At 68.4% G+C, this 12,990-nt stretch carries 11 protein-coding genes; 4 read left to right on the top strand and 7 right to left on the bottom strand.

Annotated elements, in window-relative coordinates:
- Positions 1 to 6 precede the first annotated feature (6 nt).
- The 3 genes from ACIA76_RS29875 (at position 7) to ACIA76_RS29865 (ending at position 2,039) form a co-directional block, all read left to right on the top strand.
- Positions 7 to 189: a DUF1918 domain-containing protein gene (locus ACIA76_RS29875; protein ID WP_397156452.1), complete on the top strand. Its 183-nt coding sequence runs from the start codon at positions 7 to 9 to the stop codon at positions 187 to 189.
- A gap of 165 nt (positions 190 to 354) precedes the next feature.
- The gene (locus ACIA76_RS29870) at positions 355 to 810 is read left to right on the top strand and encodes an SRPBCC family protein (RefSeq protein ID WP_397156450.1); all 456 of its coding nucleotides are present in this window, start codon (positions 355 to 357) and stop codon (positions 808 to 810) included.
- A 20-nt stretch (positions 811 to 830) separates the two neighbouring features.
- Positions 831 to 2,039, top strand: a complete 1,209-nt coding sequence (locus ACIA76_RS29865; protein WP_397156448.1) for a low temperature requirement protein A — start codon at positions 831 to 833, stop codon at positions 2,037 to 2,039.
- Here ACIA76_RS29865 and ACIA76_RS29860 read toward each other — a convergent pair.
- The 6 genes from ACIA76_RS29860 to ACIA76_RS29835 form a co-directional block, all read right to left on the bottom strand.
- The gene (locus tag ACIA76_RS29860) at positions 2,034 to 2,828 is read right to left on the bottom strand and encodes an ion transporter (RefSeq protein WP_397156446.1); all 795 of its coding nucleotides are present in this window, start codon (positions 2,826 to 2,828) and stop codon (positions 2,034 to 2,036) included. The genes ACIA76_RS29865 and ACIA76_RS29860 overlap by 6 nt on opposite strands.
- 40 nt (positions 2,829 to 2,868) lie before the next feature.
- Entirely contained in the window at positions 2,869 to 4,488 is a 1,620-nt protein-coding gene (locus ACIA76_RS29855) for a GMC oxidoreductase (protein WP_397156444.1), read from the bottom strand.
- A 364-nt stretch (positions 4,489 to 4,852) separates the two neighbouring features.
- Entirely contained in the window at positions 4,853 to 5,563 is a 711-nt protein-coding gene (locus ACIA76_RS29850; protein ID WP_397156442.1) for a type 1 glutamine amidotransferase, read from the bottom strand.
- Positions 5,560 to 6,792, bottom strand: a complete 1,233-nt coding sequence (locus tag ACIA76_RS29845; RefSeq protein ID WP_397156440.1) for a MurT ligase domain-containing protein — start codon at positions 6,790 to 6,792, stop codon at positions 5,560 to 5,562. Before ACIA76_RS29845 ends, ACIA76_RS29850 begins: the two co-directional genes overlap by 4 nt.
- 29 nt (positions 6,793 to 6,821) lie before the next feature.
- Complete coding sequence (locus ACIA76_RS29840; RefSeq protein ID WP_397156438.1) at positions 6,822 to 8,582, bottom strand: FAD-dependent oxidoreductase; 1,761 nt, start codon at positions 8,580 to 8,582, stop codon at positions 6,822 to 6,824.
- A 98-nt stretch (positions 8,583 to 8,680) separates the two neighbouring features.
- The gene (locus ACIA76_RS29835) at positions 8,681 to 9,613 is read right to left on the bottom strand and encodes an EamA family transporter (RefSeq protein ID WP_397156436.1); all 933 of its coding nucleotides are present in this window, start codon (positions 9,611 to 9,613) and stop codon (positions 8,681 to 8,683) included.
- A 188-nt stretch (positions 9,614 to 9,801) separates the two neighbouring features.
- Here ACIA76_RS29835 and ACIA76_RS29830 point away from each other — a divergent pair, with 188 nt between their 5' ends.
- Entirely contained in the window at positions 9,802 to 10,713 is a 912-nt protein-coding gene (locus ACIA76_RS29830) for a LysR family transcriptional regulator (protein ID WP_397156596.1), read from the top strand.
- Between the two features lie 294 nt (positions 10,714 to 11,007).
- On the opposite strand, the gene ACIA76_RS29825 is transcribed toward ACIA76_RS29830, so the two are convergent.
- Positions 11,008 to 12,966: an AAA family ATPase gene (locus tag ACIA76_RS29825; RefSeq protein ID WP_397156434.1), complete on the bottom strand. Its 1,959-nt coding sequence runs from the start codon at positions 12,964 to 12,966 to the stop codon at positions 11,008 to 11,010.
- Positions 12,967 to 12,990: the final 24 nt, after the last annotated feature.

Raw genomic sequence — 12,990 nt, 5'->3', positions numbered from 1 at the left:
TCGACCATGCGCGCAAACGTCGGAGACCAGCTGAGAGTGCACAGCCGGACGGTCGGATTACCCGGGCAGACCGGCGAAATCATCGAGGTCCGGGGCACGGACGGGGCTCCGCCCTATGTGGTCCGATTCGACGACGGCCACGAGAGCCTCGTCTTCCCGGGCCCGGACTGCGTCGTCCGGCCGCACTGACCACCCCGCGACCGGCACAGCCCGGTGCGAATACGCCGGGCATGCTGCACAATTCAAGCGGACTGGACGCGTGAACGACACGTGTGAAACAGACCACACAGTTGACGTGCGCTGTGACCCTGGAGACAATCGGGGATACCGAATCCGGGGGGTGGAGGACGAGACATGCGCACGAAAACCGACCATAGATTCGTTGTCGAGGTCCATTCCGAGCAGGTCACCGAAGCATTACTCGCGGTCGAACGAACCTCGGAATGGTCACCGTGGCACAAGGATGTGCGCGTGGCGACCCGCGACGATTACGGCCGACCCAAGCGGGTCTACGCCACGGTGACGCCGATGAACAACTCCGACCGCCAGGTTCTCGAATACGACTGCGCCCCCGACCGAATCGCCTGGGAGGTCGTGGAGAGCGGCGCCGGCGGTGGTGGCAAGGGCTGGTTCGAGATCGAGGAGAGCGCCGAGGGTACCGAGGTCTGGTACCACACCGAGGTGTATCTCCCGATCCCGGTTCCGGGACTGTTGATGAAGCGCACCTTGAACCGGGTCAACGACGAGGCGGTTCAGAATCTGATCGAGTTCATCGAGAAATTCCGGTTCGAAAACTACGAAGTTAGCTGACCGCCTGCCACGATGTCCCCATGACGGGTGGCAGACGCGCACGCCTTCAGGCGCTTTCCGAGAATGCGTCGGTGACGCAGCTCGAGCTGTTCTTCGATCTCGTGCTGGTATTCGCCTTCACCCAGGTCACCGACCTGGCCGCGCACGAGACCACCGCGGTGAACATGCTGCGGGCGTTCCTGGTGCTCGCGATCATGTGGTGGGTGTGGATCGCCTACGCCTGGCTGGGCAATGTGATCAAGGCCGACGAGGGCATCGCCCGGATCGCGCTGTTCGCCGCGATGGGCGCCGCGCTGATCATGGCACTCACCATTCCCGAGGCCTTCCACGATATGCCGGGCGGCTGGTACGGGCCGCTGGTGTTCGCGCTCGGATATCTGGTGATCCGGCTCGTGCACATCTACGTGTTCTGGTGCGCCAGTAGCGAGGACGAGCAGCTGCGCCGGCAGGTGACGCGGTGGTCGCTCGGCTCGATCACGATCGGCACGGTGCTGTTGATCGTGGCGGCGACCAATCACGGCACCGCGCAGATCCTGTTGTGGATCGCCGCCATCGCCGGGGACATGCTGTGGACGCTGTTCGCGGGTAACGAATGGCGGCTGAATTCGGTGGGGCACTTCGCCGAGCGGCACGGGTTGATCGTGATCGTGGCGCTGGGCGAATCGGTCGTCTCGATCGGCGTCGGCGTGGCCGGACTGCCGATCTCCTGGCCGATCACCGTGGGATCGCTGCTGGCGCTGGCTGTGTCCGCGCTGCTGTGGTGGGCCTACTTCGATGTGGGCGCGGCCGTGGTGGAGCGGGCGATGGAGCGGGCACGCGGCGAGCGACGCATCCAGATCGCCCGAAACTGCTACACCTACTGGCACTTTCCGATGGTCGTCGGCATCATCGCGCTCTCGCTCGGGCTCAAGAAGGTGGAGAGTTATGTGGGCGGCGCGGCTGGGCACACCCTGAGCGACGGACTGCACGGGATCCCGTTGTTCGCGCTGTACGGCGGCGTGGTGGTGTATCTGCTCGCGCTGGTCGGATTCCGGCAGTACGCGACGGGGGTGGTGCTGTGGCCGCGGGTGCTCACCGCGGTGATTCTGGTCGGACTCGTTCCGGTGGCCTCGCGCATACCCGCCATGGCCGCGCTGGGGCTGCTGTTCGGCGTGCTGGCGGTGTTGATCCTGTGGGAGGTCGTGCGATATGCCGAACCGCGCGAGGAGGTCCGCCACGGTGGGTCATAAGACCCTGTTGTTCACCGTCTCCGGCACCTGGATGCCCTCACGCACCGCGATCCGCATCTGATTCACGTTCTCCCGCAGCACGTCTCCGACGAGTTCGTCGATGCGCGGATCGGACAGCACCTGGAACAGGATGCGGAAGGTGGTGTTGGCGACCCCGCGGATGACGTCCTCGTGGAACGGTAGATAGCGCACCCGGCCGATCTGGGGATCGTTCTTGATCAGGTCGAGGATCATGGCGTCGAGCTCGTGGCGGTTCTCCTCCAGTGCCGCGGCGATATTGCGGGTGTACTGGCCGGTGCGCATCACCTGCGCGACCTCATCCATCACCGCGATGGTCACCGGGCGCTTGACGGCCTCGACGACCGTGCCGACGAAGCGATTCACCAGCGCCGCGGTCACCCGATCCCCGAACGCACGATCGGCCGCCCGGGCCAGGCGCACCACGATCACCACGATCCGCAGCAGCCGGAATCCGCGGAAGAACAGGGCCTGGATCGGGATCATGCCCAGCACCTCGTACCAGTAGACGAACGGGAACGTCCACGACCAGTCCGAACGCCGCCAGCGCCACAGGAATTCGGCCGCGAACACCGCACAGATCGAGTAGTCCGCGATCACGATCGCCCGCTCGACGCCCGCCGAGACCGAGAAGAAGGTGAGCCACACCAGCAGGGCCACCGACAACACGGCCAGCGCCAACATCACGAATTCGGTCCACAAGGCCGGCGGCTTGCGCGGATACTCCTCGACGTCCATCGCCGCCACGCTGCGGTACTGGGCCACGACCATCCCTTTCACCCTCGAACGATCCCGCCGAGGGTAATCGGAATCAGCGGCCCGCGCGGATCACCGCCTCGATGTTGCGCTCGGCCAGGGCCGCGATGGTCAGCGACGGATTCACCGTGCCCGTGCTGCCCGGTACGACGGCGCCGTCCATCACGTACAGGCCCGGATGGCCGTGGACGCGGCCGTAGTTGTCGGTGGCCTGTCCGATCACGACACCGCCCAGCGGATGGGCCGTGAGGAACGCGTTGGCGTCGTAGCCGATCGCGCTGTAATCGAGCAGGGCCCCGGCACGTTCGGCGATCCGGTGATCGACCGAGCGGCATGCGGCGAGGACCTGATCCTGGGCCTGCCGCGGCCAGTTCAGCGTGGCCGCGTCGCGGGCCTTGTCGAAGGTGAATCGGGCCCGCGTCGGATCGAGCGCCAGACCCAGCGAACCCACCCCGCCGGTTTCGGTCGGCATGCCCGGCAGATACCAGCTTTCCAGGGTCAGCGGCATACCGGACTCGTCGTAGATGCGGCTGGCGCTGGGCACACCCTGGCCGAGCCCGACCAGCCTGCTCTCGCCACGGCCGAGGACCACATCGCCGTTGGTGCCCCAGCCGTCGCCGACGTGTTCGTTCAGATTCGGCAGCGCCCCGGTGGCCTGGGCGCGCACCAACAGTTCGGAGGTTCCGACCGAACCGGCGCCGAGGAACAGCTTGTCGCAGGTGAGGGTTCGAGTCGCGAGGACGGCTCCGGTCGGATCGAGTTTGGTGACGCCGACGAGGTAACGGCCGCTCGGATCCTGGGCGATCGAGTCGACGCGATGGCCCGCGTACACCGCCGAGCGGCCGGTGCCCTGTGCGTACTTCAGATAGTTCTGGTTGAGGTCGAACTTCGCGCCGTTGGAATTGCCCAGATTGCTGAATCCGGTGGTGGCCGACGGCTTGGTTCCGCCGGACAGTTCCGATCGGACGACATCCCAGTTGAAGATCGAATCGCTGGGCCGCGGTTGATATCCGGCCTTGCGCACCTGGTCGTCCCACATGCGGGAGTGGGTGAACGGCTCCGAGCCGTAGATGTCCGGCGGCATCACGCTCAGCCGCAACATCTGCCGCACGCGCGGGAAGTAGACACGGTCCATCTCGTCGTAGGCAACGGCGCCGCGGAAGACCTGGTCGAAGAATCGGCGCTGCGGCGCGACCATCACACCGGTGAACACCACCGATCCGCCGCCGACGGCCGCGGCGCGCCAGACATCGATACCCGGGAACTCCGTGACGTCGAGAACGCCGCCGAAGTCGGCGAAATGCATGGTGACCTTGGTGATGCCCGTGAAACTGGTGCGATGCCAGAAGCCGCGACCGTCGGGCAGCACATCACCGGTGAAGATCTCCCGCCACGGATCGTTCGGCCAGCGAGAACCGCGCTCCAGCACGGTATTCGACACTCCGGCCTCGGCCAGTCGCAGCGCGGCCACGGCCGCACCGAAACCGGAACCCACGACGATGGCCTCGGTATGTTCCGGCGGATCCGGCAGGGGTGCGTAGATCTCGGGCACCCACTGTCGGAACAGCTCGTTCCACACCGGGTCGGCCGCTGCGGGCCCTGTCCCGTTGCCGGTGCCAACCGCGCCCAACAGCGCCGCCGCTCCGGCAGCCTTCAAAAAGGCGCGTCTGCGCACCGGCCACCTCCCTCATCCGCACGACCGCGCGCGAGATTACCGGGCTGACGGTGGCTGCCTCAACAGAATGCGAGAGACGTAAACGTCTCACGGATAGCGCTTCGCTATAAGAGGAGATGACGCCCCCAGGCGATGCCCCTGCACGACTTTCGTATCGCCCGGGGAGTTAAGCCCTTACTTCCAGATGGCACAAAGAGCGGACGAGTCGGCGCACACCGCAATCGAACTGCGCATCGCAAGGAATCTCCGCCCGCAGGATGCGGGCGAGCGCCGGATCTGCCCGGCCGACGGGGAGCGGATCCACGCCCTGCGCGAGCGGGTGGTCGCCGCGGCCGACCGGACCCGCTCACAGCCGCGGCACCGCCTAGGCCCGCAAACGCTCCCGGCGGAGTTGATCGACCTCGGGCAGATTCAGCGGTGCCAGCTCGTCCACGCCGAGTGCGCGGCGCAATAGATGATCGGCCAGTTCGGGATTGCGGGCCAGGGCGGGACCGTGCAGGTAGGTGCCGATGACCGAACCCTGAACGACGCCCTCCAGCCCGTCGCCGACGCCGTTGCCCACACCGCGGTTGACGCGGGCCAGCGCGGTCGCGTCGCCGCCGAGTTTCGTTCCACCGCGGTGGTTTTCGAAACCGGTGAGCGCCTGGGTGAGGCCGGGGATCAACGGGGTCGAGGCGACCTCGCCGATGGCGCGCTTGGCCTGCGGGGCGGTGGTGACGTCGAACAGGCCGACGCCGTCGACGCGTTCCCCCGACGAGGTCTCGTACCAGTGCCCGAGCACCTGGATGGCCGCGCAGATCGCCAGCACCGGAGCGCCTTTCGCCGCCGCCTGCTGCAGGCCCGGATAGCGCTGCAGATGCCGGGTGGCCAGTCGCTGGGCCGAATCCTCGGCGCCGCCGAGGGTGTAGATATCCAGCGATTCGGGGACCGGATCGGCCAGGGTGATCTCGACGATCTCGGCGTCGTAGCCACGCAGGCGCAACCGCTGCCGCAGCACGACCGCATTGCCGCCGTCGCCGTAGGTGCCCATGACATCCGGCAGGACCAGTCCGATCCGCACGGTCGAATCCGTCATCGGGTCGCCTCCAGATCGCGGTTGAGGTCGCGGAACGCGGTGTAGTTGGCCAGCACCTCGACCCGGCCGGGCGGGCAGGAGGCGATGGCGCGCAACGGATCGGCGACCGTGGTGTGGTCGACGCCGGCGTAGGTCAGCCGGACCGCCAGATCGGTGGCGCGCTCACCGGCGGCGACCACCTGGGTGCCCTCGAAGTGTTCGAACCGCACATCCCACAGCCACGACAGATCCTCGCCGTCGGGCACCTGGCCGTTGACCGCGATCACCAAACCCGTTGCGGCCGGGTCGATCATCGACAGCGCCTCCTGCCAGCCCGCCGGATTCTTCGCCAGCAGCAGGCGCGCGGTGTGCTCGCCCACCTGCACGCTGCGGTAACGCCCGGCGATCTCGCGCACGGTGGCCGCGGCATCCGCGGCCCGCTCCGGTTCGGCTCCCAGGGCGACGGCCGCCGCCACGGCCTGTGCCGCGTTACCACGGTTGGCGCGGCCCGGAAGGGCAAGGTGCAGTGGCAGTTTCAGGCCGTCGGGGCCGTACAGGAATCCCTCGTCCACCCACCAGTCCGGCTCGGGGCGCTGGAAATCCGCACCCGTGCTGCGCCAGTGCGCACCCTCCCAGACGATCGGCTCACCACTGCGCGGGCAGCTGGTGGCATCCGCGGCCCAGCCGCTGCCGGCCGCGACCCAGACCACGTGGGGATGGTCGTAGGCGATGGAGGTGATCAGCACATCGTCGCAGTTGGCGATGAGCACGGCGTCCGGATGCCGGGCCATGCCCGCGCGCAGCTTCCGCTCGATCATATTGATCTCGCCGACGCGGTCGAGCTGATCGCGGCTCAGATTCAACAGCACCACGGCGGCCGGATCGAGGGCATCGCTCACATGCGGCAGATGCAGCTCGTCGACCTCGATCGCGGCCAGCGCGGTCCGATGCGCGCTGAGCGCCGCGACGATGCCCGCATCCATATTCGCACCGTCGGCCTGGGTGGCGACCGGCCCGAGCGCGCCCAGCGCGGCCGTGGTCATGCGGGTCGTGGTGGATTTGCCGTTGGTTCCGGTGATCAGCACGGTGCGCCGCCCCCGTCCGAGCTGGGTCATGATCGTCGGATCGATGCGCAGCGCGATCAATCCCCCGATCATCGACCCCTTCCCCCGCCCCGCCTTCTGCGACGCCCACGACGCGGCGGCCGCCGCCCGCAGCGCCAATCGCCCACGTACCGAGATGTCTGCCACGCCGCGAGTTTAAGTGTTCCCGACCTGCGCTACACGGGCACGTCGAACATGTTCGTCTGCCCGGCCGCGTAGCGGGTCGCGTCCAGCTGTCGCATCGGCTCCAGCTGGGGCGCTCGATACATCGGGAACAGCGTGCAGCGCTCGGCGGTGGAGCCCGCGACGTCCAGCAGCGCGTTCACGGCCGTGCGCGCGGATTCGCCGGCGCCCTCCATGGTGGCCAGGTCCACCTGCGTCTGCACGTAATCGCCTGCGAGGAACAGGTTTTCGAGCGCACCATGCGCCTGTGGCCGGGCCGCCCACGAGCCCGCGGTATTGATCAGCAACGGATCGGCATTGGTATTGCGCCGCGCCGCGGCATCCCATCCGATGCCCGAATCCAGGAACCACGAGTGCAGATCCTCGTCGTGCAGGGCCGCGGGCCCCTCGAGATGGGCCTGCAGCTGCGCCCATACCTCGCGCGCGATCTCGTCGTGGGTGCATTCCGTGGCGGGTTTGCCGTACACGATGCCGGGAGTATTCCAGTCCGAGATGTCCACCGACAGGCAGTCCTGCACGGATCCGTCACCGAAGCCGGACAGCTTCGTGCGTGACCAGAACTGGTTCTGCGCGATGGAGGTCAGCGACCACGGCGAGTCGATATAGGCGGTGTGCCCGCGCGCGATGGCGGTCGGGCGGCGCAGATAGAACTGGATGCCGGACATCCAGTTGGTCACCAGCCGGTCCATGGCCGCCAATTCCGGGCGCACCTCGAGGATTTCGGGCGTCCACAGGCCGCGGGCGACCTCCATCGGCACGGCCAGCACGAAGTAGTCCGCGTCCACCGCTCGCGCCGCGCCGTCGCCGCCGGTGATCCGCGCGCCGCTGATCCGGCGCCCGGTCGTATCCAGCCCGTGCAGTTCCGCATTCTCGAATCGAACGCCCAACTGCCGCAACCGATTGAGCCACGGATCGAGCCAGGCCTCGGTGGTGGGGCCGTTCAGCAGCCGGTCCAGCGGTCCGTCGTTATCGGTCTCGAGCGGATTGCCGAGGAACTGTTCGCCCATGTTGCCGATGGTGCGGGTGCTGGCGTGATCATCCTTGGCCGCGACCAGCAGCGTGGTCAGCGTGCGCGACATCAGGATCCGGAACTCCGCCGAGCGCCCGCGCGCGCCGACGAAGTCGCGCCAGGACATGTTCTCCCACTCGCCGAATCGCCGTGCGTCACAACTGGTGTTGAAGACCAGCAGCCGATTCGCGAAGTAGAGCGCGTCGGTCATCGGCATCTTGGTCGAGGTGGCGATGACCGCACCCACCGTCTGGCGGAAATCGTCCGGATTCGACCACTGCTTACCGGCCCGGCCCATGGGCAGCAGAATGGCGCCGCTTCCGGCACGGGAAAAGCGCGCCTCGACGGCCGGAACGAGATTGTCCCAAACTCCATTCGCATTGCCCTGGAAGGGAATTCGCCGCATGGTGTCCGGAAGGTGTTTATAGAAACCCGGGAAGAAGCGAAAACCGTGCTCCCCCGGCAGATCCGGACGTCCGTCGCGACCCGAACCCGGAACCGGAATGCTGCGGGCCTTGCCGCCGAGCGCGCGCCGCTCGTAGACGGTGACATCGAAACCGCGTTCGGCCAGTTCGTGGGCCGCGGTCAACCCGGCCACGCCACCGCCGAAGATCGCCACGCGCGGACCCGGATCGGCCGCCGCCCGCGCCGGGCGCAGCGTCATCGCGCCCGCGGTCATCATGCCCGCCGCCACCACTGTGCGAAGTACTGTTCTCCGCGAAACGACCGATTGCTGATCTGCCATCTTTCGGGACCTCCACGCCGCGGCTAACTGTAAGCGGTAAATCCCGGACACGCGTGGGCCGGGGTGTGAAAAACGGTCCCCAGCGATCACATTCGCACTTATGTGCTGAGCGCCAACTCGGCCTCGACGGCCTTTCGCTCCGCGCGCGGCCGCCGCGCCGAGGTCGCCGCGAACGCCCCGGCGATCACGATGGCCGCACCCGCCAGCGACAGCGGTGTCGGCCGCTCGTGCAGGACCGCCCATGCCGCGCCGATGCCCACGACGGGCACGAGCAGCGACAGCGGCGCGACCGCACCGGCCGGATAGCGACTCATCAGATAGGTCCACAGACCCGATCCCACGAGGGTGGCCAGCACCGCGGTGTAGCCGAGCGCGGCCAGGGCGGGCCAGCCCGCCGGGGTGAACGACGCCAGCAGCGCCCGCACCCCGGTCTCGGACCCCTCCACCGCCGCGGACAGCGCGAACATCGGCACCGGCGGCACCACCGCCATCCACAGCGTCAGATGCAGCGGATCCACCTGCCGTTCCGCACTACCCGCGGCGGCCAGCCGCGAGCCGATATTGCCGAAGGCCCAACCCAATCCGGCCGCCAGTGTCAGCAGCACCGGGACGACGGTGGCGTGCTGGGACCGATCCCAGCCGATCACCACCATGCCGAGTACCGCGACCCCCAGACCCAGAATCTGCCTGGGCCGCAACCGTTCCCGCAGCAGCAGCGCGCCGAGCACCACCGTGAACGGCGCCGAACTCTGCAGCACCAGCGAGGCCAGCCCGGTCGGCATGCCCGCCCGCATGGCGGTGAACAGGAAGGCGAACTGGGCTATCCCGAATCCGGCGCCGTAGAGCAGCAGCCACCGCAGCGGCACCTGCGGCCTCGGCACCAGGAAGACGACCGGAATCGCCAGCACCGCGAATCGGAGCCCCGCGAAGAAGAACGGCGGGAAATGATCCAGGCCCACGTGCAGTGCGAGGAAGTTCAGCCCCCACAGCACGACGACGGCCAGCCCGAGCAGACGATCACGGTAACTCACGCCGATCATCATGAGGTTCGCAACTAGTTAGCACTAATGAATATATGTGCATCGATGATGTAGTAAAACTGAATAGATCTGCAGCAACGGCGCCGCGAATCATCGGGCAGGATCGGACAGCCGAGCAGGGAGTCGAGACGAGCATGCGTCAGGACGGGCGCGAAACGCAAAGCGGCGGTGGCGGGTTCATGGCCGTGGAGCGATTGCGAGTGCTGCGGGAATTGGCGGATCGCGGGACGGTCATGGCGGTGGCGGAGGCGCTGTCGATGACCCCCTCGGCGGTCTCGCAACAGCTCAAGGTGCTGGGCCGCGAGGCCGGGGTCGCGCTGCTGGAGCCGGACGGGCGGCGGGTGCGGCTGACCGATGCCGGGCGCGCGCTGGTGGTGCGCGCCGACGAGGTGCTCGCCGCGATGGACCGGGCGGTCGGCGAGATGGCGCTGTATCGCGGCTCGGCGCGCGGGCAGGTGCGGGTGGCGCTGTTCCCGTCCGGCGCGGCGCTACTGCTCGCGCACGTGCTGGCCGCACTCGACGGCAGCGGCGTGGAGATGGTGGCGCGCGATGAGGATGTGCCGCCGACCGCGGTGCCGCGCCTACTCGCCGACTACGACGTCGTGCTGACCCATCGCGATGAGCGCGCACCCGCGCTGACCGGTCCGCGGGTGACCTCCCGGCTGCTCATGCGCGAACCGATCGATGTGGTCGTCGCCCCCGGCCACCGACTGGCCCATCAGGGCGCGGTCGTCCCCGGCGAACTCGCCGAGGAGACCTGGCTCAGCGTCCGCGGCGGCTTCCCGGTCGACGACGTACTGCGCTCGATCGCGACCGTGACCGGCGTACAACCCCGAATCGCCCAGCGCCTCAACGATTTCAACGTCATCGAGGAGTTGGTGGCCTCCGGCTACGGCGTAGCCCTCATGCCCCGCTACTCCGTGCGCCACCCCGACCTGGTGGTCCTGCGCCTGGCGGGCGTCCGAGCCGCCCGCCTCTACGAGCTCGCCTACCGCCCCCACGCCGCCACCCGCCCGGCCATCGCCGCGATCCTGCGGGCCTTCGAATCCGCGGCGTCGAAGATCCCGGCGAAGAGCATGCCGGGAACATAAGGAGGTCAAGGCGTCGGGAACATGAGGAGGCCGAGGCGTCGGGAACACAAGGAGGCCGAGACGCTGGGCCGCAAGAAGGCCGGATGCATAGCGGCCACGTGCCGGAACCCTCAGGGAGCCGGGCCCAGGGAACAGCCGCACCCTTTCTCGCGCTTCGCACCACCTGTGGGCGCCCACAACGGGTGCGAAGAGCGAGAAAGGGTGCGGCTGGTCAGGGGGCCGGGCGCCGGAGATCGAAATGCCGGGATGGCAAGGGCTTTGGGCCTCGTCATCCCGGCATGGGTTCGGCCGGATCTAGTGGCCCGAGTATGGGCCGCCCTGGTACGGGCCCTGAGGGCCGGTCGGGTAGTTGGGGCGCTGGTTCGGGGGTTGCGGGAGGTGGTAGCCGAAGTCGTCGGCGACCATCGCGGCCAGTTCCAGCAGGGCTCGGCGGGTGGGCTTGCCGACCAGTTCCAGATCGATCTCGGCGCCCTCGGCGAGGTGGTCGTCGAAGGGGACGACCTGGACGGCGCGGGTGCGGTCCAGGAACAGCTTGCGCAGCTGATCCAGGTCGACCGTGGACGCGCCACGCCGAGAGGCGTTGACCACCACCACGGTTCGCTCGACGAGCTTGCCGTAGCCGTGATGTTCGAGCCAGTCCAGTGTGGCCGAGGCGCTGCGGGCGCCGTCGATGGCCGGGGAGGTCACGAGGATGAGCGAGCTGGCCATATCCAGCACGCCCTTCATCGCCGAATGCATCAGTCCGGTGCCGCAGTCGGTCAGGATGATGTTGTAGAACTGCTGCAGGATGGCGATCGCGCGGCGGTAGTCCTCCTCGCTGAACGCCTCCGATACGGCCGGATCCTGTTCGCTGGCAAGCACTTCCAGCCGACTCGGCGCCTGCGAGGTATGTGCCCGCACATCGGAGTATCGACCGATGTGCTGATCCTCCAGCAGATTTCGCACCGTGGAGCGGGTCTGCCGCGGCACCCGATGGCCCAACGTCCCGAGGTCGGGATTGGCGTCGATGGCGATGACGCGGTCGCCGCGCAGCGAGGAGAACGTCGAACCCAGGCCCACCGTGGTGGTGGTCTTGCCGACGCCGCCCTTGAGCGAGAGGATCGCGATCCGGTAGTCGCCGCGCACGGGCTGGTTCACGCGCTCGATGAGGTCGCGCTGGACCAGATCCGCGGGCGACTCGCCCGGATTCACCGCACCGCCGGTCACCTTGTGCACGGCCCGGCGCCATCCGCTGCGCGGCGCCTTGCGGGCCCGCTTGAGCAGGTTCAGATCGTTGACCGAGGATGCGGGGTGACCCGGCTGCCCGAGATGCTGCGGCTGGAAGCCCGGATGCTGTTGCGGCTGCGGCGGATTGGGCGCACTGTGTGGCCCCTGCTGCCAGCTCGGACCGGGCGGAAGCGGCGGCTGGGAGTACATCTGCTGCGGCTGCGGGGTGGGCGGCAGCGGCGGCGGGGCCCAGCTGTACTGCTCCTGACCGCCACCGGCCTGTTCCGGTCCGGGCGGCGGCGCGAACTGGCCACCGTCCTCGGGGAAGACCCGCCGGACCATGCCGTCCGGGCCGATCTCCTGCCGGATCTCGCCGTACGGGGTCTCCTGGCGCATCTCGCCGTATCCGGCGGGGAAGGCGTTGGGATCGCCGGGCGCGAACCCGTTGGGATCACGGGGGCCGCCCGGGGCGAACCCGTTCGGGTCACCCGGAGCGGGCGCGAAACCATGCTGCTCACCCGGACCGGGGACGAACCCGCGGGGATCGCCCGGACCCGGCGCGAAACCGTTCGGGTCACCGGAAGGCCCGGGCACGAACGGATTCGGGCCACCCGGGCCGGGCGCGAAGTTCTGGGGATCGCCCGGACCACCGGGCGGCGGCCCGTATTGGCCGTACTGATCGGGCATCGGGAAGTTGCCGGTCAGCGCGAAGCCGGGATTGGGCGCACCGGGCCCGGGATACGGGCCGGGCGCGAAGCCGGACTGCGCGGGCGCGAACGGATCGAACTGCTCCTGCCCGTACGGCGGCCCCGGCGGGAGGGCCGTCTGCTCGAGGGAGTCGGGCACGGGTGGGAAGATCCCGGACGCGGCCGGTTCGCCGCCCTCGGACGCGTCTCGACCGGCGTCGTCGGCGGCCTCGGCCGCGGCGTCCTCCGCCGTCTCGTCGTGCACCGGCTTCGAGGTCGAATCGTCCTTCTCGGCGGCCACGTCCACCCCATGATTGTTCTGCAACCAGGGCGGTTGGGTCGAGTTGTCGTCAGTCGTCACGGTTCCCCCATCTGCTCGGAGTTC

The sequence above is a fragment of the Nocardia sp. NPDC051570 genome (assembly GCF_044454005.1).
In the GTDB taxonomy this organism is placed as follows: Bacteria; Actinomycetota; Actinomycetes; order Mycobacteriales; family Mycobacteriaceae; genus Nocardia.
This window is presented reverse-complemented; position numbering and strand designations above follow the sequence as displayed.